The organism is Haloterrigena gelatinilytica, assembly GCF_013342145.1.
Taxonomy (GTDB): Archaea; Halobacteriota; Halobacteria; order Halobacteriales; family Natrialbaceae; genus Haloterrigena; species Haloterrigena gelatinilytica.
Genome location: NZ_JABUQZ010000001.1, coordinates 232,895 through 254,697, shown reverse-complemented (window position 1 = coordinate 254,697; position 21,803 = coordinate 232,895). Strand labels below are relative to the sequence as shown.

Below are 21,803 nucleotides of genomic sequence, written 5' to 3'. Positions count from 1 at the left end.
GGAAGCAATATGTTGAAAACCACAATAGGGGGCATTTTGGCTCTCCTATACGCAGGCTAGGGATTTAATCCAATATCATCTTCTCCGAGAGTGGGTGGAAGGGATAAGTGCCCTAAAACAGCTCGATTGATCCTCTAGACCCACTATAGAGATTTCAGAGAAAATCCTCCTCGGAAATACCAAGAATATGATTAGAGTAGTATGCTACAGTATATTCGATAATTATCGCTGGCGGTTAGATCGTCAATCACCAGTACCGGTGTTCGATCGAATTCGTCTTTCGTGGGAAAATACATATGCCGTCCTCACGTCGCTTGTGGTATGGGTTCTCCCACGGTACTCGAGGAGTCGCGCGCGATCGACACGCACGCTCACCAGCCGACCAGCGAGTTCCTCCACGACGCGGGGGGACAGATGATGCGGGACGCGGCCGATCGGTTCGGCGCCGACCTCGAGCCGGACACGTACGAAAACATGATCGAGGAGTATCGGGCGGCCGGGGTCGGCCGGGCCGTGTTGCTCGGCTGGGACGCGGAAACGAACACGGGCAATCCGCCCGTGCCGAACGACTACGTCGCCGAGGTCCGCGACGAGCATTCCGACTTTTTCATCGGATTCGGCTCCGTCGATCCGCTCAAAGACGATTGCGTCGAGGAGGCGATTCGCTGCGTCGAGGATCTGGATCTCTCCGGGTTCAAGTTCCAGCAGATCGCCCAGGGGTTCGACCCGTCCGACCCCGAGCACGAGGAGCTGTGGGCGACCATCGAGGACCTCGGGGTTCCCGTCGTCTTTCACGGGGGGAACTCCACCCTCGGCGCGTGTTCGCCGGGCGGTCGCGGCCTGAAGATCAAGTACGGCAACCCGATGTTGATCGACGACGTGGCGGCCGACTATCCGGATCTCCAGATCCTCATCGCGCATCCCGCCTACCCGTGGGAGAAAGAACAGCTCGCGATCTGCCAGCAGAAGGGCAACGTCTACATGGATCTCTCGGGGTGGATGCCGAGATATATCGACGAGCAGGTGCTCCAATACGCCCAGTCCCTCCTCGCGGACAAGGTCATGTTCGGGACCGACTACCCGATGCTCGAGCCGGAACCGTGGCTCGAGCAGTTCGCCGCCCTCGACTTCGACGAGGTAACCCAGCGGAAAATCCTCTGGGAGAACGCCGAGGAGTTCCTCGATCTGTAGTCCGTCGGTCGTCCACGGCCGTCGGTCCGCATCGCCGGCTCGTCTTCCGTCGGATTGCCACCCGTCGACCAGGGTCCGTCGAACGAGTCGCTCGGTTCTCGAGGACCTGACTTCTCCGCACCCTGTTCGAATTACGGCAACAACCATCGTCACGAACGCGGCCGGCCGAATTACAGTAGTACTCATGTAATCAACCGATCCTCACAGCGGTGTATTACATCGGTGCCGCTGTAAGTGAAGACTCGATCGATCCGACGGACGAATAACGGAATCGCGGAGGATAGCACTCGAGACGCCGAATATTCGGGAAGTTGGAGACCCAAGATCGATGCACACTGAATGCTGTTCGAAAGTTTCGAACCCGGTAGCGATCAATCGGTGACGAACCGGCGGGAGAGAGCACGAGTTCGGTGATGAGACGAGTCGATGAGTTCGGTGATAGGAGATAGAGACGAGTTCGGTGACGAGACGAGCGGGTGAGGGAAGCGCTGCGACGAGGAGGAGACGCTGGGGCCGCTACGAGTGGGCGAGATTGATCTCCACTTCGTTGGTCGCGCCGAGCAGGAGAAAGGGAAGTTCCTCGGTCATCAGGTCGCCGCGGAGTCGATTCGCGGGCCCGGCGACGCTGATCGCGCCGATGGCCGTCCCCGACTCGTTTCTGATCGGGGCGCCGACGGCGTGGACGCCGATGACCGATTCCTCGCGGTTGAACGCGTATCCCCTGTCGCGGATCGTCGCGAGCTGGTCGTAGAGCGTGTCGCGCTCGGTGATCGTCTGGTCGGTCTGTGCGGCGAGCCCGTAGTCCTCGAGGATCGACTCGATGCGGTCGTCGGGCAGGTGCGCGAGGATGGCTTTGCCGGCGGCGAACTGGTGGAGATACGTCCGCTGTCCGATCCGCGCGTGGGTCTTGACGGAGTGTCGTCCTTCGGCGCCGTAGATGTGGACGCCCATTCCGTGCTCTTCGATCACGCACCAGACCTTCTCGTTGGTTTCCGCGGCGAGTTCGTCGACTTTGGGTCTGGCGACGTCGTACAATCGGTGGCGGTTTCGCACGTGAATGCCGTAGTCGAGGAACCACGTACTGATTCGGTAGACGTCGCCCTCTCGGACGAGCAGCCCCCGCGACTCGAGCGTTTTCACGTGCCGGTGAACCGTACTCTTCGCGAGGCCGAGTTCGTCGGCGATGTCGGTGATCCCGGCACCGTCGTCGCGTTTGAGCACGTCGACGATGTCGAAGGCCGTTTCGACGGTTTCGACCGGCCTGTGTTGGGATTCGCTTGCCATGCGTTGGCAATTGTGACGAATCGGCAAAAAGCTGTTCCCGCTATTCGAACGCTTCCCGGTTCGATTCGGCGAACCCGCGCCGGGACGTTCGAACGACTACGAGGTCTGGGAGTACTCCTCGACCCACTCCTGGAGCGTGATCCCCATCGTCGCCTGCGTGATGGCGTTCGACGACGCGGAGTTCGCGCTCTTGACGAGTTCGGCCTCGAGCGTGCGCGTGGGGACCTCGCCGAGGAAGTGCGGGATCGCGCGTTGCACGGCGAGCGGACAGCCGACCTCGTGGGCGAGGGCGTACCCCGAGATGGAGTGGGGGATCTCCTCGCTGACGTATCGCAGATCGGGATCGGCGAGCAGTTCGTCATCGACGAAGTCGGGGTACTCGTAGCACTTGCCGACGTCGTGGAGGAGACACGCGGCGACGATCACGTCGCCGTCGGGATCGGCGCCGTGGAACGCCCGCTGTTCGCGGGCGGTCTCGAGCGCGATGCGCGCGACGCCGCGAACGTGTTCGACGTTCGTGACCTCGTGGATGTTCCAGGCGTAGGGGATGTCCTCGACGTCTCGCCAGCCGCCCCGCTCTAACCCGAGGGCCCACGCCTCGACGACGCGGTCCCGTAGGTCGGCGTCGTCGATCCGCTCGAGTTCGGGGAACGCGTCGCGGACCTGACTCTCGAAGTCGCGGTCGGTGTTAGACATGCGATTACTCCTCGGCCTTGACGAGGCGCTCGCGGCCGATGAACCGAGGCCGCTCGTCGATCGCGAGGAAGTTGTCGACGTCCTCGCGAGCCTCCTTCGCCTTCCCCTTCTCGGGGTCGTAGTCGCGCGAGCCCTCGCTGCCCAGCGCGTCGTACAGTTTCTCGAGGTCTTCGAAGTAGAGTTCGGCGACGCCGTCGAACTCGGCGTTCTCGGGATCGGTCGGAATCACCGTGTTGTACTTCACGACGCCCTCGATCTCGCGGGCGATCGGCGTGTGGTTGTTCTGCCAGTAGTCGACGAACTCCTCGTGGCTCATTCCCTCCTGTCGGACGAGAAAGGCGGAGTGCTTGTAGAGCCCGTCGGTATTGCCGTCGACTTCGTCCTTCTGGACGATCTCCTCGCCGATGAACCTGGGTCGCTCCTCGACCGCGAGGAAGTTGTCGACGTCCTCGCGAGCCTCCTTCGCCTTCCCGTTCTCGGGGTCGTAGTCGCGCGAGCCCTCGCTGCCCAGCGCGTCGTGGAGCGCCTCGAGGTCCTCGAAGTACAGTTCCGCCAGGCCGTCGAACTCGGCGTGGTCCGGTTCCGTCGGCAACACCTGCTGATAGCGCACGACGCCCTCGATCTCGCGGGCGATCGGCGTGTGGTTGTTCTGCCAGTAGTCGACGAACTCCTCGTGGGACAGCCCGTCCTTACGGACCAGTAACGCGACGTGTTTGTACATCACCGGCGTGTTTTCCGCACAGTACAATAAATGGTGAGGCCTGTGACCGCGCCGCACGCAGTCGCGTTCCGATACCCCCGACGGAGACCGTCCGAAGCGGCGGTGTCAGAGCGACTCGCCGCGGACGAACAGCCGCCGTCCCGCCTCGCGGGTCTCCGCGTACCCCTCGTCGTACTCCATGAGCTGGAGCAACGCACCGGTCGGATTCGACGGCGCCACGAACGCTTCGCCCCAGTGTTCGAATTCGGCGTAATCGGCGACCGGGACGTCGTGTGCGTCGAGGACGTCGACCGCTCGCTCCAAGTCGGCGACCTCGAGCGTGACGTGGTGGAGGCCGGGGCCCCGTCGCTCGAGGAAGTCGGTCAGGAACGACTCCGAGCCGTCCTCGGGAGCGATGAGCTCGAGCCGGGAGGCGTCGCCGAGCACGTACGTCGCCCAGGTGAACGCACCGTACTCGCTAGATTCTTCGTGAATCTTCTCGCAGCCGAGGACGAACAGCAGTTCTTCGGCGTCGTCGATCGATTCGACGGCGATTCCGACGTGATCGACGCGCATCGCTGGCATCTCGGACATACGGTGGAACCGACGGTCGACGCACATAATTATTTGGTGCGTGTGGACAGTCACCGCGGCCAATGAGACCATATCGCACCGATAGAACAAAGTCGGCGGACGGCAACAGTGTGGACGTATGATAACATTGGTCGAGTTTCTCGTCCGGGACGACGAGTACAGCCACGACGAATTCGTCGAACGGTGGCAGGGCGACCACGCCGAGCTGGCTCGCGAACTCCCCGGTCTGAAACGGTACAGCACGTCCGTTCCGACGGACCCCGACGACGCGGAGTACGACGGCGTCCTCGAGCTCGCGTTCGAGGACGGACGGGCCATGAACGAGGCGTTCGAGTCGGACGTCGGTCGGGAGGTCATGGACGACGCCGCGGAGTTCACCGCTCCCGGCGCGGGGCCGCGAATGGTCGTCGAAGAGACCGTGCACGTGGACGTCGACGAATGACGACGACCGCGTCCGCACTCGTCGAGACGCTCGAGGACCTCGGCGTCGAGTACGTCTTCGGCTATCCGGGCGGCCGAGTCATCGAACTGCTCGATCACCTCCCCGAATCCGACGTGGACCTCGTCAGACCGCGCGACGAGCGCGAGGCGAGCGTCATGGCGGAGACCTACGGCCGTCTCACGGGGCGGCCGGGCGTTCTCGCCGGACAGGGGCCGTGGATCGGCAGCCTCGGAATGATCGGTCAGATGGAGGCGCGGCTGTCCTCGTCACCGATGGTCGTGCTCACCGAGGCCTCCGAGCGCGGCGAGTACTCGACGCTGGCACCGTACCAGCAAGCCCGCGGGGATTACGGCGGGTTCAGCCTCCCCTCGATCCTCGACGGGGTATCCAAGGAGTGGTGGTTTCCGCGCACGCCGGTCGAAACCCTGCGCTCGACGCAGCTCGCGTTTAAACACGCCGTCGCCGGCCGTCCCGGTCCGACCGCGATCGTCCTGGACGGCGACGCGATCACCGACGACGTCCCCGACGATCCCACGCCGACCGCGTGGGACGCCGCTTCCCAGGCCCGGACGTGGGACGCCGCGCCGTCCGCGTCGGACGTCGCCGACGCCGTCGACGCGCTCGAGGGAGCGGAGCGGCCGGTGATCGTCGCGGGCAACGGCGTCCACGCCGCGCAGGCCTACGACGAACTCGCGGCGGTCGCCGAGGCGTACGACTGCGTCGTCGTCACCTCGTATCTCGGCAAATCGACCTATCCCGAGACCGACGACCGCGCCGCCGGCGTCATGGGATCGTTCGGGCACGAAGGTGCGAATCGGGTCGTCAGCGAGGCCGACACGTTGCTCGTCGTCGGCTGCCGGCTGAACCCGATGGACACGAACTGGCAGGCGCCGGAGTTCATTCGGCCGGACGAGCAGACGATCGTTCACGCGGACGTCGACGCGCGCAACGCGGGCTGGGTCTACCCCGCCGACGTCGGCCTCATCGGCGACGCGAAAGAGAGCCTCGCCGCGCTCGCCGACGCCGGCGACGCGTCGAACGACTGGGCGATGGAGCGCGCGGCGGCGGCCAGAGAGTGGTTTACCGCCCCCGAGTGCGAGGACGACTCGACGCCGATCAAACCCCAGCGCGCCGTCACGGAGATCGAAGCGGTCGTCGACGAGGAGACGATCGTCACCGCCGACTCCGGCAACAACCGGTTCTGGCTGTTGTACTACCTGCAGACCCCGGCCGTCCGCACCTACTTCGGGAGCGGCGGCGTCGGGGGGATGGGATGGGCGAATCCGGCCGCGGTGTCGGCGGCGCTGACGACGGACAAGGACGTCGTCGCGGTCGCCGGGGACGGCGGCTTCTCGATGACGATGAACAGCGTCGAGACCGCCGTCGAATACGGCGTCGCGCCCACGTTCGTCGTCCTCAACGACACCAGCCTCGGGATGGTCCGACAGATGCAGGGCGAGGAGGGCGACATCGCCGGCGTCGAGTTCCACGACACGGACTTCGTGAAAGCCGCCGAGGCCTTCGGCGCCGTCGGGACGCGCGCGACCGACCCCGAGACGTTCGCCGCGGCGCTCGAGGACGGCAAGGCGGCCGACGTTCCCCGCGTCATCGACGTGCGAATCGACCGCGAGGAAGACATGGCCGACACGCTGGCTTCCTCGTTCTACAAGTCGGTCGGGGGGCTCCACGAGTGACGACGCCTGACGGCCGTCCGCGCGGTCGACCCGAACGATCACCAACCTATACGTGAACCATCGACATACTACGGACACATGAACGACACCGACGCGACCGTACTGGTAACCGGCGGAACCGGCTTCATCGGTTCCTACGTCGTACAGGACCTGCTCGAACACGGCCACGACGTCGTCGCGTACGACCGCTCGACGGACACGGAGATCCTCGAGAAACTCGGCGTCGCCGACGACGTGGACGTTCGACGCGGCGACGTCTCCGAGCCGACCGACGTGATCCGCGCGGTCAAGGAGACGGGAGCGACGCACATCGTCCACCTCGCGGCGCTGCTGACGACGACGGCGCGCGAGAATCCCCGAAGCGCGGCCGACGTGAACGTCATGGGGACGAACAACGTCTTCGAGGCCGCACGCACGCTGGACGATCAGATCGAGCGCGTCGCGTGGGCGTCCTCGGCGGCGGTCTACGCCCCGCCGCACAACTACGACGCGGAGTGGATCGACGAGGACGAACTCGTCTATCCGGACACGCTCTACGGCGCGACCAAGGAGTACAACGAACACCAGGCCCGGGTCTACCACGAGGACTACGGCCTCGACCACGTCGCGCTCCGGCCGACGGTCGCCTACGGCCCCTACCGCGAGACCGGCGGCTCGGCGTTTCTCGCGAACATCATCGAGAAACCCGCCCTCGGGGAGTCTTACAGCGTCGAGTACGGCGATCAGGCGATCGACTGGCAGCACGTCGAGGACATCGCCCAGGCGTTCCGGAAGGCGGCGTTCACGCCCGAAGACGACCTGTCGCAGCGGGTCTACAACGTCCGCGGCGTGCTCGCGACGGTCCGCGAAGCCGCCGAGACCGTCGAGTCGATCCTGCCCGACGCCGACGTCGACGTCTCGGACGACGGCGAACTCCCCTGGACGCAGAACCTCGACATGACGAAGGCCCAGGAGGACCTCGGCTACGAGGTCCGGTACGACCTCGAGTCGGGCTTCCGAAAGTACATCGACGTCTTGCGCGACGAAGCGGGACTCGACCCGATCTGACCCGCCGTAGTCGTCGATTTCGACTCAGTTTGACCCGTCCCCGCGCTCGAGGACCCGTTCGATCTCCTCCTCGTCGAGGAAGTCGATCAGGTTTGCGTCGCCGCCGCGATACGCTTCGAGTTCCGAGTCGCTCAGCTTGCGCTCGATCTCGCCGTCGTCGAGACGCGCCTCGAGCTGTTCGTCGATGTCTTCGGGATCGTAGCCGGGGATTGGCATGCTCGTTCGTAGCACGCGATCGATCTTATAGCCCGGTGGCCGTCGCCGATCGCCGCCAGCGGTACGGTTTAGTGAATCGCCGTGATACGCCACGGCATGACGTTCTACGAGCGGGAGTTCATGGAAGGCACCCGCGGCACGCAGGCCGTCGACTGGGAGCAGCGAATCGACACGCAGCGGCTTCGCGAGGAGCGCACGGAGAAAGCGCTCGAGCGCCTGCAGGAGACGGACCTCGGCGCGATGCTGCTCGTTTCCGACCCCAACATCCGGTACGTCACCGGACTGGCGATGACCGGCGGCAGCGGCGCGGACCACTACACGCTCCTGACCGAGAACGGCGATATCGTCCACTGGGACACCGCCGACCACGCGACCAATCAGCGGTTCAACTGCCCCTGGCTGCACGACGTCCGCTACGCCTGTCCCGGCCTCGGGAACGTCCCGCGGGCCTCCGGCAGCCCGTCGGCGCGGCAGTTCCTGCTCTCGACGATGGCCGAGACGGTTCACGAGGCCACGGAGGAGTACGGCGTCGCCGACGAAACGCTCGGCGTCGACGTCGGCAATCGAGGACTGCTCGAGGCCCTCGAGGATCGCGGCCTCGAGACCGATCCGGGAACGGCGCAGTCGGTGATGGAAGACGCCCGAAAGGTCAAGACCGAAGACGAGATCGAGTGCCTGCGTCAGGTCGCGGCGATCTGCGAGGCCGGTTTCCAGCGGATCGCGGACGCGGCGAAACCGGGCAAGCGCGAGAACGAGGTCTGGGGTGAGGCGGTCGAGGAACTGTGGCGCCACGGCGCGTTCGTCGGCGGCGGCTACCTCACCTCCGGACCGAACACGTGGCCGAAACACCAGGCGAACACGACCGACCGGGCGATCCGCCCCGGCGATCTCGTCTACGCCGACTTCTACAACATCGGCTACCTCGGCTACCGATCGTGTTATTACCGCACCTTCTCGGTGGGCGAGCCGACCGACGAGCAGCGGGAGGCCTACGAGACGGCTCGAGACAACCTCTACGACGTCCTCGAGCGAATCGAACCCGGCGCGACGACCGACGAGATCGCCGAGGGGTTCCCGGACATGGAGGGTGAGCACGCCGACTACTACGACGCCGACGAGCACTGGCAGCTGACCACGAACCACTGGGCCCACGGACTCGGACTCCAGCTGTACGAGGTGCCGCTGATCTGGCGCGGCCTCTCGCCCGACCACCCCCTCGAGATCGAGGAGGGGATGACGATGGCCGTCGAGACCCAGGAGCCGGCCGGCCGGCAGGGCGTTCGCGTCGAGGAGATGGTCGTCGTCCGCGAGGACGGCGTCGAAATCCTGAGCCAGTGGCCGGTCGAGGATATCAGCGTCATCGATCACTAACCCCGTTGGAACGACCGTTTGATCGCGTTTCTGGGAATTCGTGTTCGGTCGTTTCGGCGAGAAATCGCTCGAGAACACCACGACGATCCTCGAGTATCGATTCACGCCGCACACGACGAACAGCCGGCCCACCAACAATTAAGCCGATTCCGCGTGATACCGGGGATATGAAACTCGGGACGGGCCTGTTCACCGCCCAGCAGCGGCCGGACGACGACCGCGAGGCGAGCGACCTGTACGACGAGGTCCTCGCGTTGACCCGCGAGATCGAGGCCGCGGGGCTCGACAGCGCGTGGGTCTCGGAACACCACTTCGCCGAGGACGGCTACCTCTCGGGAACGATGCCCGCGCTCGGGGCGATGGCCGCCGAGACGACCGACCTCGAGATCGGGAGCTGCGTCGCGCTCGGGCCGTTGTACGATCCGATTCGGCTCGCGGAGGACGCCGCGACCGTCGACCTGCTCGCCGACGGCCGACTGACGCTGGGACTCGCGATCGGGTCGAACCCGCACGAGTTCGACGTTTTCGGCGTCCCGCGAGACGAACGAGCCGAGCGGCTCGCCGATCTCGTGCCGTTCCTCCGGGGCGCCTGGAGCGGAGGAGATCTCGGCTACGACTCCGCGTTCCACGACGTGCCGACGGACGTTTCGGTCACGCCGAAGCCCGTCGACGAATCGGTGCCGATCATGCTCGGCGGCGGCGCGAAGCCGGCCGTCCGTCGGGCGGCTCGGATCGGCGACGCGTGGTGTGCCCCCTCAGCGCTCTCGGTCGAAGGCGTCCGCAAGCGCGTCGAGGACATCCGGCAGGTCCGCGAGGAGGAGGGCCTCGAGGACGACTTCACGATCTACGTCCTCCAGCACGGCTGGGTCGGCGACTCCCGCGAAGACGCCTGGGAGGCGATGCGGGACGGTTACTTCTACCTCCAGCGACGGTACGCGGAGATCTTCTCCGGCGAGTCCGTCGACGAACTCGAACCCGAGCGCAAACGGGAACTGAAAGAGCAGGCGATCTCCGGGACGCCGGAGCAGGTTGTCGACGAACTCGAGCGGTATCGCGAGGCGCTCGGCGACGACGTTCACTTCATCCTCCGGACGTACTACCCGGGCGTCGACACGGCGGAGACGATCGACTGCGTGCACCGACTCGGACGCGAGGTAGCGCCGCAACTCGAGTAGAGCGGACGGCCGGCTGGGTCGATAGCCGGACGTGACGAAACGAAGTACGGGGGACGCTCGGCGATCAGCCGGTCTTGTAGACCCCGCGCGCGTCGGCGATGTGCGTCCCGACGGCGTCGCCGTCTTCGGAAGACCTCCCGTCGTCTTCGGCGTAGACGTCCACGTCGACGACGCCGACGTCGCTCCCGCAGCGCACGACGTCGGCTTCCGCGTAGAGGTCGCCGGTACCGGCGTTGAGGTAGTCGATCCGCATGTCGATCGTCGGGACGGGTCGCTCGACCAGCGAGACCAGCGCCGCGCCGCCGACGGTGTCCGCGAGCGTGAACGTGACGCCGCCGTGTGCCATCAGCCGGTCCTCGTTCCACGAGAGGTCCTCGCTCATCTCGAGGCGTCCCTCGGCGTGGCCGTCCTCGCAATCGGTAACGTCGATCCCGAGCAGGGAGGCGAACGGCATGTCCTCGAAGAAGGCTTCGATATCCATGCACGGTACTGTCTCACGAATCGTATTAAAAGTGGGAGTCGGCGACGTCCGGCGGGACGCGCTCGGTGCCACTCAGGGGCGACGCGGGCCGATTCAGCGGTGGTCGTAGACGCGCTTGACCTTCCCGACCTCCGTTCGCTCGAGGGTTCCGTACTCGACCAACTCGAGTTCGTCGGGCGTGAACGACAGCGCGTTCTGGAGTCGCTCGAGGATCTCGCTCCGGAGTCGGTCGCGGTCGCCGTCGAATCCGTCTTCCAGTTCGATCGTGAGTTCGAGGGTGTCGAGGGTGTCCTCGCGATCGAGGTCGATACGGTAGTAGGGCGCGACCGCCTCGAACTCGAGGACGACGGCTTCGATCTCGCTGGGATAGAGGTTGACGCCGCGCACGATGATGAGATCATCGGCGCGGCCGGTGACGCCGTCCATTCGGACCATCGTGCGGCCGCAGTCGCACTCGTCGGTCGTGAGCGTGGTGAGGTCGCCGGTGCGGTAGCGGAGCACGGGCAGGGCCTCCTTCGTGAGCGACGTGAGCACGAGTTCGCCCTCCGCGCCCTCCGGGAGGACCTCGCCGGTGCGGGGATCGACGACCTCTGGATAGAAGTGATCCTCCCAGACGTGCATCCCGTCCTGGGCCTCGTGGCACTCGACGGCGACGCCCGGACCGATCAGTTCGGAGAGCCCGTAGTTCTCGATACCGGTCGCGTCGAGGCGCTCTTCGATCTCCTCGCGCATCGGTTCCGTACAGGGTTCGGCGCCGTAGAGCACCGTCGACACCGGCAGTTCGCGCGGATCGACGCCCATCTCCTCGGCCGTCTCGGCGAAGTAGAGCGCGTACGACGGCGTACAGCCGATCGCGTCGCTCTCGAGGTCGCGTGCCAGTTCGACCTGGCGCTGGGTGTTCCCGCCGCCGATCGGGATCACCGTCGCCCCGAACGCTTCGGCGCCGCCGTGGAAGCCGAGCCCGCCGGTGAAGAGCCCGTAGCCGTAGGCGTTCTGAAACGTCTCGCCCGGATCGAGGCCCGCGGCGTCCATCGACCGCGCCATCACCTCGTCCCACAGCTCGAGGTCGCCCTCGGTGTAGGAGACGATCTTGGGTTTCCCCGTCGTGCCCGAGGAGGCGTGGATGCGGCGGATGTCGGCGTCGGCGACGGCGAAGAGGCCGTCGGGATACTCGTCGCGGAAGTCCGCTTTCGTCGTGAACGGAAGCGTTCGGACGTCGTCGATCTGTTCGATGTCCGACGGCGCGACGCCGGCCTCGTCCAGCGCTTCCCGGTAAAAGGGGACGTTCTCGTAGGCGTACGCGACGGTTTCGCGGAGTCGTTCGGATTGCAGTTCCCGCAGCTCCTCCCGCCGGGTGTGCTGGATAGTCTCTGACATGGACTCTTGCAGTAGATCACGGTATCGAATACCAAAATTCTTCGCTCGCCAACGCTCTCGAGGACCGATTACTCGAACTTCTCGAACGGTTGCTCGCAACTGTTACAGTAGTGCATCGACCGGCAGAGCGACGGTCCTTTCGGGTGTTCGCGGACGGTGTCCGTCGACTCGCAGTAGGGACACTCGGCGCCCGCTGCCGCTCCGCTGGTCGTGACGCTCGGATCGAGATCCCGTCTCATACGCTGAGTCCGAACTCCCTGAGGTCGTCCTTGCCCCGGTCGGTCACCATCTCGACGGTCCACTCCGGACTCCAGACGAGCCGCAACTCGACGTCCTCGACGCCGTCGACGGCGGCGACCGCGGCTTCGACCTCCGCCGTGAGCATGTCTCGAGCGGGACAGCCCGAGTACGTCAGCGTCATGTCGACGGTCGCGACGCCGTCGGCGACCTCGACGCCGTAGAGCAGTCCGAGATCGACGATGCTGATCGGCATCTCGGGGTCTTCGATCCCGTAGAGGGCGTCCCACACGTCGGCCGCGAGGCCGGTCGCGTCGTCGCCGGTCGCGGGGAGGTCGGCCGTCGACTCCCCCTCGCGGTAGTCGGTGTAGGCGCAGGGCGTTGCGTCGGTGTCGTCCGGAATATCGCTACTCATTACGGTCACTCTGGTTTGTCCATGATTCTGGTCGTCTCGGTGCGCCCGAGTTCGCGGTAGGTGTGGGTGAACTCGTCGTAGAGGTCGAACCACGCGTCGGTGTGGGTCCCGTCGCGACCGCGCTCCTCGGGGAGCATGTCCTCGGTCACTTCGAACTCGAACTCGTCGGTACCGCCGCCCGCGCGCCCGTCCACCGGCAGCTCGAGGTCGAGCGACTCGAGGTACGGGACGACGATCGACAGCCACTCCTCGCCGAGTTCCTCGAGGGTCGCGCCGCGAAGCCCGAGGTCGACGATGTCCTCTTCGACGTCGGAGTCGACGGGTTCGAAGAGCGTGAACGCGTACGGGAACAGCCGATCGAGCGCGTCCTGCAGGCGTTCGCGACCCTCGCCGTCGTCGGCGAGCCGCTCCAGCCAGTTCTGGGCGTGCTCGAGGTGGTACTCCTCCTCGCTCCGGATCTTGCCGACGCGGTCGGCGATCTTCGGGTGCGCGGAGTCGACGAGCGCCTCGAGTCGGAGGTCCTCGGCGACGTCGTAGAGGTACGACCGGAGGACGGCGTCGGCCCAGTCGCCCTCCTCGAAGGGGAGTTCGACCAGCGTGCTGTGCCGGAAGTCGCCGGGATCGCGCTCGTAGACGAGGTCTCGCTCCTCGAGGCCGACGTCGTCGAGGACGTCGTACCACAAGCGGGCGTGGCCGAGTTCGTCCTGGGCGTTGTTCGCCAGCGCGAGGTCCGACTCGAGACTGGGCGCGCGGACCTGCCACTCGGTGTAGCGCTCGGCCAGCACGAACTCGTCGTCGCCCAGCCGTTTCAGGAGCGTCTCGAGGGCCGTCCGCTCGCGCTCGTCGAGTTCGTCGGGGTTCTCGAGGCTCGCCGCCATCAGTCGTCACCCCGCTGTCGTTCGGCGGTCGCCTGTTCGTCTTCGGACTCGACGACCTCGCTCGCGTCCCTACCGGTCGTGCTGTACGCGGTCGCCCACCGGTAGCTCTTGTCGGTCGTCCCGCCGAACGCGACGTCCTCGGAGTCGATCTCGCCGATCTCCGCCCGCGGAACGACCCAGAGGCTGTTGGTCGGCTTGCGCCGACCGTGTTGGATGGCCGCGAACTGCTTGGCCATCTCGCGGTCCGACGCGTGGACGTTGCCGCAGTGCGTGTGATACTGGCCGGTTTTCTCCTGGCGGAATACTTCCCAGATCATGATCAGTCGGCCGCCTGCGGCGCGTGGCCGCCGGCGGCGGAAGCGTCTCCGTCGATCGCGTCGCGGACCCACTGAACGGCCTCCTGTGCGGCCTTGCGGCCGTTGATCTGGTCCAGACCGGGTTCGTAGTCGTTCTTCGCGATCGTGAAGAACTCGTCCCAGTCGAGGTCGTCCTCCGCGACCTCGTAGGTGCCGTCGTCCCGCTCGCGAATCCGGGGCTCGTCCGGGATCTCGAGGCCGTACTTTCGGGCCTTGGGGATGTACTGATCGAGGAACGCGTTGCGCAGTTGGTCGTTGGACTGCTGTTTGAGCCCCACCGAGGCCGCGAAGTCGTGGTGGGTGCTCTTGTCGTCGGTCGGACCGAAGAACTGGATGATGCGGGGCCACCACTCCTCGAAGGCCTCCTGAGTCATCCGCCGTTCCTTCTTCGACCCCGACATGAGTTCCGCGAGGATGTCCTCGCCGTGTTTGACGTGGAACCCCTCCTCGAAACACACCTTGTCCATCGCGTGGGCGTACGGCTCCCAGCTGGTCCGTCGGAGCGTCGCCTGACGACGCATCGCCGCGCCGTCGACGAAGAAGGCGATCATCGGCGTCTCGACCCAGCTCTCCATCGGATAGTGGAAGCAGTTCAAGAACTTCCCGTCGCCGTTCGCGAGGTCGTCCAGCATCTCCTCGCGCGTCTTGACGCCCAGCGACTCGGCGGCGCGGTAGAGCAGCTGTCCGTGACCGATCTCGTCTTGCACCTTCGCGGAGAACGCCAGCTTGCGGTCGATGCTCGGCGCCTGGCGGATGAACGGGCGCTCTAAGTACGCGCCCATGATCTCGCTGTTCGCGTGGAACTCGATCATCCGCGTGGCCGCCTTCCGGTACTCCTCGGGGAGGTCGTCGGCGGGGCTGAACTCCCGCGGCCCCGCGCGTTCTTTGACTGTTTCCAGGTCCATCGTTTCACCCGAATGAACGCTAGATAGACCCTTAGGGGTTGACCGCCGTATAACGCGGTTTTAAATACTGGTGGGTGGTAACGGTGACCATATCTCGTCATGATCGACGAATGTCTCGCGGTCGAATTCCGCGTTCAGAACGACGATTGTCCGCTTTCGGAGGCGACGCGGGACGTCGACGTCGAGATCGGTGCGCAGCCGCCACAGCACCGCAGCGACGGCTACGATCTCCTCACGTTCAGTTCGCCCAAGAGCGACCGGCTCACTCGAGTACTCGACGACGACGACCGGATCTCGTACCTGCACGTCTCGCGGACGGACGGGCGCTATCGGTACCGCTGCCTGTCGAAAGAGCCCTGCGTCGTCCACCGACTGATCGACGGCGGACTCATCGTCGAGACGCTGCGATACCGCGACGGCGCGGCGATGATCTTCGGCGCGGTCGTCGGTCGCGACGTCCTCAAGGGCGTCATGGAGGCCGCCGGCGAGACCGTCGGGGTCACGCTCGAGCGCGTCTATCCCCTGCAGGCCGAAGCGAAGGAATCCCCCGGCCACCGATGGGACCTCACGCCGGCCCAGGAGGAGTGTCTTCGGACGGCCCTCGAGATGGGGTACTTCACCATCCCCCGGAACGCCTCGTCGGAGGCGGTCGCCGACGAGCTCGGGATCAGTAAATCGGCGTTTCTCGAGCGGCTCCGACGCGGCGAGGCGGCGCTGTTCCGCCAGATCTTCAGCTGAGAGTCCGCCGCTAGATACTTTTACCTCCGTATCGGTGTGATACCGTATGGCAGACATCGAAACGGTTCGCCGGCGCATCGAGAGCGACGCTTACTGCGAGACCCTCGGAATCGAACTCGTCGACCTCGAGCCGGGGGCCGCGAGCACCCGCCTCGACGTGAGCGAGGAGCTGACGAACTTCCACGGCACGCCCCACGGCGGGGCGATCTACTCGCTGGCCGACGCGGCCTTCGCCGCGGCGTCGAACTCCTACGGGGAGACCGCGGTCGCACTGGAGACGAACGTCTCGTACCTCGAGGCCGTCGAGGTCGGTACCGTTCTCACCGCGACTGCAGCGGAGACCCACGACGGCGGTCGGACGGCCGAGTACGAGGTCGTCGTCACCGACGACGCCGACGATCGGGTCGCGACGTTTCGAGGGCGCGTCTACAAACCGTGACCGGCCGTCGACTCGAGGCCGACGAGACGAAATCGCTGTGAACGTATCGCTCCGCAGAAAGCGCGTCCGAGCGTCGATTACGCGGTGACGCCCAGATACCGATCGAGGATCTCGTCGTTCGCCTCGAGATCCTCGGCGGTCCCCTCGTAGACGATCTCGCCCTGGTTGATGACGTAGTTCCGGTCCGCGAGCTCGAGGCAGACGTGGACGTTCTGCTCGACGAGCAAGACGGTGATGCCCCGGTCGTTGCATTCGCGAACGATGTCCATCACGTCCCGAACGATGTACGGCGCGAGCCCCTCGGTCGGCTCGTCGAGCAGGATGAGGTCGGCGCCGCCGACGAGCGCGCGGGCGATCGCCAACATCTGCTGTTCGCCGCCGGAGAGGGACGATCCGGCGTTCTCCGTCCGCGCGTTCAGGTTCTCGAACATCTCGAGGGCTTCCTCGATCGACAGCGAATCGACGTCCGACGCGCCGCCGTGGTCGGCGATCTGCAGGTTCTCCCGAACGGTCAGTTCGGGGAAGATCCGGCGCTCCTCGGGGACGAGCGCGAGCCCGCGCGTGACCGTCTCCGTCGCGTCGAGCGTCGAAATATCCTCGCCTCGTATTCGGCGTCTCGATTCGACGACCTCGTCTCGATGTACGTCGACTACCCCGATCGCCACCGGTCGATGGGACTCCCGCCGGCGACCCGCGATCGGATCGAAGGCTGGCTCGAGGAACTGATCGAGCGCGGAGCCAACGTCGTCGCCGCGTCGGAGGGACGAATCGTCGGTCACGCGGCGTACGCGCCGCGCTCGAGCCGGGAGCCGCAGTTCGTCGTGTTCGTCGATCCGAGCGATCACGACCGCGGCATCGGGAGCGAACTCTGTCGACACGTCGTCGCCCGCGCCGCCGACGCCGGCCGCGAGGCGCTCGTACTCGACGTCGATGCGGCGAACGAACGCGCCGTCCACGTCTACCGCCGGATGGGGTTCGAGACGGTCGATCGGAACGGGAACGAGCGCCGAATGCGACTGTCGTTCGACGACCCCGTCGTCGAAACGGTCCGGTTGCCGCCCGCGGAGCGTCCGGTGCGTCCGTAGCGGCGCGGTTCGGTTTGGCGGCGAGTGCGATGGGGCCGACGGGCGTCGCGACGGGACTCGAGCGACTGAACCGTTCGCCGCCCGAGGTGGGTCTCGGTCGACCCCGTCCTGTCAATTCCGTCGTCTCTCAGTGGCATGTGTACCCACCACATGATTTTTATCGGGGGACTCCGGATTGTTGAGTGAGGATGAGTTATAAGCAGATAGAGACGGCGCCTCGGTCGGAGATCCGGGCGCTGCAAAACGAACGGCTCCGCGAAACGGTTCGCCACGCCTACGAGAACGTCGACTACTACCGCCGGGAACTCGACGCCGCGGACGTCGCGCCGGAGGACGTACGGACGGTCGACGATATCCAGACGCTCCCGTACACGACGAAGGAGGACTTCCGCGACGAGTATCCCGACGGCCTCTTCGCCGTCGACGACGCCGACATCCGCCGCATCCACGCCTCCTCGGGCACGACGGGGAAACCCAAGATCGTCTCCTATACCGAGGACGATCTGGACGTGTGGAGCGAAGTCGTCGCCCGGTGTCTCGCCGCCTCCGGCGTCGAACCGGGGGAGACGGTCCAGAACGGCTACGGCTACGGCCTGTTCACGGGAGGGCTCGGCCTCCACTACGGGATCGAAGAACTCGGCGCGACGGCCATCCCGATCGGCGGCGGGCAGACCCAGCGGCAGGTGGAGCTGTTGGAAGACTTAGAGAGCGACGTCCTCACCTGCACCCCGTCGTACTCGCTGTACCTCGCGGAGACGGCCGAGGAGATGGGCGTCGACGTCAGCGAACTGGCGGTGTCGACGGTGATCTTCGGGGCGGAACCCTGTACGGATCCGATGCGCGAGGAGATCGAGGAGCGCCTCGACGTCACGGGGATCGACATCTACGGACTGTCCGAGATCATCGGTCCCGGCGTCTCCAACGAGTGTCACGAAGCCCAGGAGGGATTGCACGTCTGGGAGGATCACTTCTACCCCGAAGTGGTCGACCCGGACACGGGAGAACCCCTTCCGGAGGGCGAGGAGGGGGAACTCGTGTTGACGACGCTGACGAAAGAGGCCCTGCCCGTGCTCCGCTACCGCACCGGCGACCTCACCACGCTCACGACCGACGAGTGCGACTGCGGCCGCACGATGGTCCGGATGGACAACGTCACCGGCCGCGCCGACGATCTCATCATCGTCCGCGGCGTCAACCTCTATCCCAGCGAGATCGAAGCCGTCGTCCTCGAGTTCGAGGCGGTCGCGCCCTACTACCGTATCGACCTCGATCGCGAGGACACCCTCGACACCCTCGAACTCACGATCGAACTGGAAGACGGATTCGACGGCGACGTCGCGGAGCTTCGAGACCGAATCCTCACCCGGCTATCGAACGTCCTCTCGTTTACGCCGGACGAACTGAACGTCGTCGAACCGGGCAGCATCGAGCGCACGAAGGTCGGCAAAGTGAAACGCGTCTACGACCACCGGTGACATCCTCCCCGGCGTAAACGGAGAGGGAGCGAAGCTCCCTCAAGCAGTCGGGCCGAGCCCGACGACGCTGGGGCTTCCCGTACCGCAGGTTGGGATATTTGCCGGTCTACGACACGACCTGTTCTCTCGTGCGAAACGTCCCGCTCTCGCGGTCGAACAGGTATGTCGATGGCTGTGCCACACAGCCGTTACTCCTATCCTCGCCATGAGGACTCGGAGTTATCTTCTGCCGCATATTCTCCGCCCCGTTGCAATCCGCGTTAGCTACCAACTCGCACGACGAACAGACGTACAGGCCACGGTGCTTCCGATTCGACTTCGTGTAGTCACCACACGCCGAACACGTCTTCGAGGTGTCCCACTCGTTCTCCTTCAATACCTTGACACCACGTATCTCGCCCTTGTATTCGAGATACTGGTAGATGCGGTCGAATGCCCACGAGTGCAACTTCTTGTTGCCAGTCTTGCCCCAGTCGGACTCTCGCACCTTCTCGGGCCAACTCACCGCGAGCGTTCCAACACCGCGTTCGACACACTCGGTGATGATGGCGTCTGAGAGAACGTGGTAGAAGTGTGTCTCTCGGTCAGCGAGTTTTCTACGTGCCCACATCGACTTCTCGGACGGCCCGTTCTCGCCCTCGGTGTCGTACTCAGCACGCTTGAAGTAGTGTTTGTCCTGTTTGAGCGAGTTGCCGGGATACAGGACGTATTCATCGGGGAATGCGACCGTGGCGATGTTCTTGATGCCGAGGTCGATTCCTGCCACTCGGTCACCTGCGGAGTCGTTGGTTTCGAGTTCGACTTTGCAGACGAAGTGCAGTTCCCACTCGTCGCCGTTCCAGACGGCGCGGACGTTCTGCACACTGTTGACTTCCGAGAGGTCAACGTCCGGCCGAGTCTGGTACTCGCAGAGCAGGAAGTCCGACCAATACTCCTTGAGGTTTGAACCCTTGCTGAGTCTGACGCGGTTGTTCTCAGGGTCGTGTTTGAACCCATCTGCTTTGAACGTGACCGTGCTATGTGGTCGAGTGTCGCCGTGTTTGCGGTAGCCGGGCGGATTCGCCTCGTCAAACTTGTGTCGCAGGTCAAACCACGACTGGAAGGCGTCAGAAAGTTCTTCAATGACTTTCTGACTGGATTGTGCGTTCAGGTCTTTCCAGCACGACTGGTTCTTCATGTACGATTTCAGCACATCCTCGTCTGGGATTTCGCCGGTCGCGTCCCAAATGCGGTCGGCTGTCCAGCGTGCGACGTTCCAGATTTTCGAGGCAGAGTCTCCCAGCGAGTCAAGGCCATCGCAGACCTGTTGCTGGTTCTGAATGGAACCAACGTAGGTGCGCGTGACCTGAATCGCCATACATAGCCTATGTAGACAAACCAACTTAATGATTCGGATTAGCGTTGAATATCCGGCCTGCCAGCGAGCGGTGGATTTCGTAGTCGAGTGACGCGATTCACGCCCGCCGTAAACGGCGGGATTCTCCCGCTGTTTAAAGATAGCCGCTGCGAGACTCGCGTCGAGTCGCAGTCGTCGATCGAACACAGGTGGAAGTCGACCGGCCCGCGTCGGAACCGACGCCGACAGCGGCGACCGACCGTAGTGACGTCTCCGCGGCGTACAGGCATCTCTGCGGCGTACAGGCTCCCCGGCAGCGGGGTCATCGATTCGAGCGGCACGACCGCGGACTCGAATCGATTCTCGGTCTCGTCTCCGATTCCCGTCACTGAGGTAAATTATTTGTGTCACGAGGGGGATGGTCACGTATGGCATACAGCTACGAGCCGCATCACTTCGAGGACTTCGAACCCGGCCAGGAGTTCGAGAGCGTCGGCCGGACCGTCACGGAAAGCGATTTCGTCATGCACTCGGCGCTAGCCGGCGACTGGACCGAACTGCACACGAACAAGGAGTACGCGGAGGACGGACCCTTCGACGGCCGAATCGCCCACGGGCCGATGACGTTCGTCCAGGCGACGGGCTTTATCTACCGAACCGGGATCGTCGAGCGCACGGCGTACGCCTTCCTCGGGATGAACTATATGGATCTCCCGAACCCGGTCTACATCGGAGACACGCTCTCGCTCGAGATGGAGGTCAGCGAGAAGAAGGACGTCGAACACGACGACGCCGGGATCGTCGTCCTCGACACCGAGATGACGAACCAGGACGGCACCGTCGTGTTTCAGGGCGACATGAAGTTCCTCATCAAACGGAAGGGATAGCGCGCAGAACGCGGCGTCGCCGACGGAGATCGTCGGTACGGACCCGTTCGCCGGAGTCACATCGGTATCGATCCGGCCATCGGAACTGCCCGCTCACAGTCGACGTCGCCTGGGTCCGATACTCGGCGGCGACCGGGCGATGCGAGAGCGATAGCTATCCGGCCACAGCGCGCGAGGGCTGGTCCCGAACCGCCCGACGCTCGCTTTCCAGTGATTCGTCGCCGACGTTCCGCCGTTACCGGCGTCCGATCGCGTCTCCGAAACCGCACGCGACCACCGTCCCGACTCCGACGCGAGCGCAGTCATTCGGCAGTAGTCGTATCATATATAGAATACGATATCCTATCTGGTATTTAGTTCGGAGTGAACTCGAGAGAACCGCCCGTACTTCGCCGTACACACCGAGCAGCGATCGCGATGAGGGACTTCGACCGCGCGCTCGTGTACCGGCGGTATACGCGGCATAGATGCCGATATCGTAGTGATCACGCCTTCGAGACCGTAACCGTATTGCAGACGGCGATCCGTCTCTCTATCCCCGTCCATTTTGTCTCATCTGCCGCGTAGTGCGCCTGAGTGCCCAAGCTATCGATCCTCGCTCTTACGAGTGGAGAGCTGCTATCGAATATCGTTCCGTCGAGTTCAATTCGACTATTACTCGACGACAGATATGACACAATTACGATTGTTCCTCTAACCTACTACTTATGATATCATTCTCGTGGCCACGATAGATAGTAGTTCCCATACGTTCGCCGGTCGGCGGTCCGAAGCTGGGCCCCCA

Annotated in this window: 25 protein-coding genes; 11 read left to right on the top strand and 14 right to left on the bottom strand. The window is 64.7% G+C overall.

The genetic code is table 11. The features are described from left to right. The first annotated feature begins 321 nt into the window (after nt 1-321). Nucleotides 322-1,191, top strand: a complete 870-nt coding sequence (locus HTZ84_RS01270) for an amidohydrolase family protein (RefSeq protein WP_174679022.1) — start codon at nt 322-324, stop codon at nt 1,189-1,191. A gap of 516 nt (nt 1,192-1,707) precedes the next feature. On the opposite strand, the gene HTZ84_RS01265 is transcribed toward HTZ84_RS01270, so the two are convergent. From HTZ84_RS01265 to HTZ84_RS01250, 4 genes are all read right to left on the bottom strand, one after another. Further along, a complete protein-coding gene (locus HTZ84_RS01265; RefSeq protein ID WP_174679021.1) occupies nt 1,708-2,475 on the bottom strand; it encodes an IclR family transcriptional regulator in 768 nt (255 codons plus the stop codon). 96 nt (nt 2,476-2,571) lie between these two features. After that, a complete protein-coding gene (locus tag HTZ84_RS01260) occupies nt 2,572-3,171 on the bottom strand; it encodes an HD domain-containing protein (protein ID WP_174679020.1) in 600 nt (199 codons plus the stop codon). A 4-nt stretch (nt 3,172-3,175) separates the two neighbouring features. Beyond that, complete coding sequence (locus tag HTZ84_RS01255) at nt 3,176-3,892, bottom strand: EthD domain-containing protein (protein ID WP_174679019.1); 717 nt, start codon at nt 3,890-3,892, stop codon at nt 3,176-3,178. A gap of 105 nt (nt 3,893-3,997) precedes the next feature. Beyond that, a complete protein-coding gene (locus HTZ84_RS01250) occupies nt 3,998-4,465 on the bottom strand; it encodes a VOC family protein (RefSeq protein WP_174679018.1) in 468 nt (155 codons plus the stop codon). Nucleotides 4,466-4,583: 118 nt separating this feature from the next. Between HTZ84_RS01250 and HTZ84_RS01245 the strand changes: the two genes are divergently transcribed. The 3 genes from HTZ84_RS01245 (at nt 4,584) to HTZ84_RS01235 (ending at nt 7,648) form a co-directional block, all read left to right on the top strand. Then, the gene (locus HTZ84_RS01245; RefSeq protein ID WP_174679017.1) at nt 4,584-4,907 is read left to right on the top strand and encodes an EthD family reductase; all 324 of its coding nucleotides are present in this window, start codon (nt 4,584-4,586) and stop codon (nt 4,905-4,907) included. Continuing rightward, nucleotides 4,904-6,601: a thiamine pyrophosphate-binding protein gene (locus HTZ84_RS01240; protein WP_174679016.1), complete on the top strand. Its 1,698-nt coding sequence runs from the start codon at nt 4,904-4,906 to the stop codon at nt 6,599-6,601. The genes HTZ84_RS01245 and HTZ84_RS01240 overlap by 4 nt, the downstream gene beginning before the upstream one ends. Before the next feature lie 78 nt (nt 6,602-6,679). After that, a complete protein-coding gene (locus HTZ84_RS01235) occupies nt 6,680-7,648 on the top strand; it encodes an NAD-dependent epimerase/dehydratase family protein (RefSeq protein WP_174679015.1) in 969 nt (322 codons plus the stop codon). Nucleotides 7,649-7,672: 24 nt separating this feature from the next. On the opposite strand, the gene HTZ84_RS01230 is transcribed toward HTZ84_RS01235, so the two are convergent. Beyond that, complete coding sequence (locus tag HTZ84_RS01230) at nt 7,673-7,864, bottom strand: hypothetical protein (protein ID WP_174679014.1); 192 nt, start codon at nt 7,862-7,864, stop codon at nt 7,673-7,675. 96 nt (nt 7,865-7,960) lie between these two features. On the opposite strand from HTZ84_RS01230, the gene HTZ84_RS01225 reads away from it, so the two are divergent. Both HTZ84_RS01225 and HTZ84_RS01220 read left to right on the top strand, forming a co-directional pair. Continuing rightward, nucleotides 7,961-9,235 carry a M24 family metallopeptidase gene (locus HTZ84_RS01225; RefSeq protein WP_174679013.1) on the top strand — a complete coding sequence of 425 codons (1,275 nt, stop codon included), beginning with the start codon at nt 7,961-7,963 and terminating at the stop codon, nt 9,233-9,235. A 167-nt stretch (nt 9,236-9,402) separates the two neighbouring features. Then, entirely contained in the window at nt 9,403-10,410 is a 1,008-nt protein-coding gene (locus HTZ84_RS01220) for an LLM class flavin-dependent oxidoreductase (protein WP_174679012.1), read from the top strand. A 64-nt stretch (nt 10,411-10,474) separates the two neighbouring features. Here HTZ84_RS01220 and HTZ84_RS01215 read toward each other — a convergent pair whose 3' ends face one another. The 7 genes from HTZ84_RS01215 to paaA all read right to left on the bottom strand — a co-directional run bounded on the left by HTZ84_RS01215 (nt 10,475) and on the right by paaA (nt 15,059). After that, complete coding sequence (locus HTZ84_RS01215) at nt 10,475-10,891, bottom strand: PaaI family thioesterase (protein WP_174679011.1); 417 nt, start codon at nt 10,889-10,891, stop codon at nt 10,475-10,477. Between the two features lie 93 nt (nt 10,892-10,984). Continuing rightward, nucleotides 10,985-12,268, bottom strand: a complete 1,284-nt coding sequence (paaK, locus tag HTZ84_RS01210; RefSeq protein ID WP_174679010.1) for a phenylacetate--CoA ligase PaaK — start codon at nt 12,266-12,268, stop codon at nt 10,985-10,987. Between the two features lie 68 nt (nt 12,269-12,336). Next, entirely contained in the window at nt 12,337-12,507 is a 171-nt protein-coding gene (gene paaE, locus HTZ84_RS01205; RefSeq protein WP_174679009.1) for a 1,2-phenylacetyl-CoA epoxidase subunit PaaE, read from the bottom strand. Then, nucleotides 12,504-12,920: a 1,2-phenylacetyl-CoA epoxidase subunit PaaD gene (gene paaD, locus HTZ84_RS01200; protein ID WP_174679008.1), complete on the bottom strand. Its 417-nt coding sequence runs from the start codon at nt 12,918-12,920 to the stop codon at nt 12,504-12,506. The genes paaE and paaD overlap by 4 nt, the downstream gene beginning before the upstream one ends. A gap of 5 nt (nt 12,921-12,925) precedes the next feature. After that, nucleotides 12,926-13,798, bottom strand: coding sequence for a 1,2-phenylacetyl-CoA epoxidase subunit PaaC (gene paaC, locus HTZ84_RS01195; RefSeq protein WP_174679007.1), 873 nt, complete (start codon nt 13,796-13,798; stop codon nt 12,926-12,928). Continuing rightward, complete coding sequence (gene paaB / locus HTZ84_RS01190) at nt 13,798-14,115, bottom strand: 1,2-phenylacetyl-CoA epoxidase subunit PaaB (protein WP_174679006.1); 318 nt, start codon at nt 14,113-14,115, stop codon at nt 13,798-13,800. Before paaB ends, paaC begins: the two co-directional genes overlap by 1 nt. Nucleotides 14,116-14,117: 2 nt before the next feature. Continuing rightward, a complete protein-coding gene (gene paaA / locus HTZ84_RS01185; RefSeq protein ID WP_174679005.1) occupies nt 14,118-15,059 on the bottom strand; it encodes a 1,2-phenylacetyl-CoA epoxidase subunit PaaA in 942 nt (313 codons plus the stop codon). A 99-nt stretch (nt 15,060-15,158) separates the two neighbouring features. On the opposite strand from paaA, the gene HTZ84_RS01180 reads away from it, so the two are divergent. Together HTZ84_RS01180 and HTZ84_RS01175 are read left to right on the top strand one after the other, a co-directional pair. Further along, nucleotides 15,159-15,797, top strand: coding sequence for a helix-turn-helix domain-containing protein (locus tag HTZ84_RS01180; protein ID WP_174679004.1), 639 nt, complete (start codon nt 15,159-15,161; stop codon nt 15,795-15,797). A 46-nt stretch (nt 15,798-15,843) separates the two neighbouring features. After that, nucleotides 15,844-16,236, top strand: coding sequence for a PaaI family thioesterase (locus HTZ84_RS01175; RefSeq protein ID WP_174679003.1), 393 nt, complete (start codon nt 15,844-15,846; stop codon nt 16,234-16,236). A gap of 77 nt (nt 16,237-16,313) precedes the next feature. Here the strand turns inward: HTZ84_RS01175 and HTZ84_RS01170 are convergent, their stop codons facing one another. Beyond that, nucleotides 16,314-16,895, bottom strand: coding sequence for an ABC transporter ATP-binding protein (locus tag HTZ84_RS01170; RefSeq protein WP_309138817.1), 582 nt, complete (start codon nt 16,893-16,895; stop codon nt 16,314-16,316). Here HTZ84_RS01170 and HTZ84_RS01165 point away from each other — a divergent pair. Further along, the gene (locus tag HTZ84_RS01165) at nt 16,875-17,321 is read left to right on the top strand and encodes a GNAT family N-acetyltransferase (protein ID WP_254611687.1); all 447 of its coding nucleotides are present in this window, start codon (nt 16,875-16,877) and stop codon (nt 17,319-17,321) included. The two genes, HTZ84_RS01170 and HTZ84_RS01165, sit on opposite strands and share 21 nt — an antisense overlap. Before the next feature lie 188 nt (nt 17,322-17,509). Next, a complete protein-coding gene (paaK, locus tag HTZ84_RS01160) occupies nt 17,510-18,796 on the top strand; it encodes a phenylacetate--CoA ligase PaaK (protein WP_174679002.1) in 1,287 nt (428 codons plus the stop codon). A 106-nt stretch (nt 18,797-18,902) separates the two neighbouring features. Here paaK (HTZ84_RS01160) and HTZ84_RS01155 read toward each other — a convergent pair whose 3' ends face one another. Continuing rightward, the gene (locus HTZ84_RS01155; RefSeq protein ID WP_174679001.1) at nt 18,903-20,153 is read right to left on the bottom strand and encodes an RNA-guided endonuclease InsQ/TnpB family protein; all 1,251 of its coding nucleotides are present in this window, start codon (nt 20,151-20,153) and stop codon (nt 18,903-18,905) included. Nucleotides 20,154-20,560: 407 nt separating this feature from the next. On the opposite strand from HTZ84_RS01155, the gene HTZ84_RS01150 reads away from it, so the two are divergent. Then, nucleotides 20,561-21,019, top strand: a complete 459-nt coding sequence (locus HTZ84_RS01150) for a MaoC family dehydratase (RefSeq protein ID WP_174679000.1) — start codon at nt 20,561-20,563, stop codon at nt 21,017-21,019. Nucleotides 21,020-21,803 lie beyond the last annotated feature (784 nt).

What these genes read in the sequence shown, in the direction of transcription:
- HTZ84_RS01270 (WP_174679022.1), top strand. Translation starts at nt 322, where the DNA reads ATGGGTTCTCCCACGGTACTCGAGGAGTCGCGCGCGATCGACACGCAC.
- HTZ84_RS01265 (WP_174679021.1), bottom strand. Translation starts at nt 2,475, where the DNA reads ATGGCAAGCGAATCCCAACACAGGCCGGTCGAAACCGTCGAAACGGCC.
- HTZ84_RS01260 (WP_174679020.1), bottom strand. Translation starts at nt 3,171, where the DNA reads ATGTCTAACACCGACCGCGACTTCGAGAGTCAGGTCCGCGACGCGTTC.
- HTZ84_RS01255 (WP_174679019.1), bottom strand. Translation starts at nt 3,892, where the DNA reads ATGTACAAACACGTCGCGTTACTGGTCCGTAAGGACGGGCTGTCCCAC.
- HTZ84_RS01250 (WP_174679018.1), bottom strand. Translation starts at nt 4,465, where the DNA reads ATGTCCGAGATGCCAGCGATGCGCGTCGATCACGTCGGAATCGCCGTC.
- HTZ84_RS01245 (WP_174679017.1), top strand. Translation starts at nt 4,584, where the DNA reads ATGATAACATTGGTCGAGTTTCTCGTCCGGGACGACGAGTACAGCCAC.
- HTZ84_RS01240 (WP_174679016.1), top strand. Translation starts at nt 4,904, where the DNA reads ATGACGACGACCGCGTCCGCACTCGTCGAGACGCTCGAGGACCTCGGC.
- HTZ84_RS01235 (WP_174679015.1), top strand. Translation starts at nt 6,680, where the DNA reads ATGAACGACACCGACGCGACCGTACTGGTAACCGGCGGAACCGGCTTC.
- HTZ84_RS01230 (WP_174679014.1), bottom strand. Translation starts at nt 7,864, where the DNA reads ATGCCAATCCCCGGCTACGATCCCGAAGACATCGACGAACAGCTCGAG.
- HTZ84_RS01225 (WP_174679013.1), top strand. Translation starts at nt 7,961, where the DNA reads ATGACGTTCTACGAGCGGGAGTTCATGGAAGGCACCCGCGGCACGCAG.
- HTZ84_RS01220 (WP_174679012.1), top strand. Translation starts at nt 9,403, where the DNA reads ATGAAACTCGGGACGGGCCTGTTCACCGCCCAGCAGCGGCCGGACGAC.
- HTZ84_RS01215 (WP_174679011.1), bottom strand. Translation starts at nt 10,891, where the DNA reads ATGGATATCGAAGCCTTCTTCGAGGACATGCCGTTCGCCTCCCTGCTC.
- paaK (WP_174679010.1), bottom strand. Translation starts at nt 12,268, where the DNA reads ATGTCAGAGACTATCCAGCACACCCGGCGGGAGGAGCTGCGGGAACTG.
- paaE (WP_174679009.1), bottom strand. Translation starts at nt 12,507, where the DNA reads ATGAGACGGGATCTCGATCCGAGCGTCACGACCAGCGGAGCGGCAGCG.
- paaD (WP_174679008.1), bottom strand. Translation starts at nt 12,920, where the DNA reads ATGAGTAGCGATATTCCGGACGACACCGACGCAACGCCCTGCGCCTAC.
- paaC (WP_174679007.1), bottom strand. Translation starts at nt 13,798, where the DNA reads ATGGCGGCGAGCCTCGAGAACCCCGACGAACTCGACGAGCGCGAGCGG.
- paaB (WP_174679006.1), bottom strand. Translation starts at nt 14,115, where the DNA reads ATGATCTGGGAAGTATTCCGCCAGGAGAAAACCGGCCAGTATCACACG.
- paaA (WP_174679005.1), bottom strand. Translation starts at nt 15,059, where the DNA reads ATGGACCTGGAAACAGTCAAAGAACGCGCGGGGCCGCGGGAGTTCAGC.
- HTZ84_RS01180 (WP_174679004.1), top strand. Translation starts at nt 15,159, where the DNA reads ATGATCGACGAATGTCTCGCGGTCGAATTCCGCGTTCAGAACGACGAT.
- HTZ84_RS01175 (WP_174679003.1), top strand. Translation starts at nt 15,844, where the DNA reads ATGGCAGACATCGAAACGGTTCGCCGGCGCATCGAGAGCGACGCTTAC.
- HTZ84_RS01165 (WP_254611687.1), top strand. Translation starts at nt 16,875, where the DNA reads ATGTACGTCGACTACCCCGATCGCCACCGGTCGATGGGACTCCCGCCG.
- paaK (WP_174679002.1), top strand. Translation starts at nt 17,510, where the DNA reads ATGAGTTATAAGCAGATAGAGACGGCGCCTCGGTCGGAGATCCGGGCG.
- HTZ84_RS01155 (WP_174679001.1), bottom strand. Translation starts at nt 20,153, where the DNA reads ATGGCGATTCAGGTCACGCGCACCTACGTTGGTTCCATTCAGAACCAG.
- HTZ84_RS01150 (WP_174679000.1), top strand. Translation starts at nt 20,561, where the DNA reads ATGGCATACAGCTACGAGCCGCATCACTTCGAGGACTTCGAACCCGGC.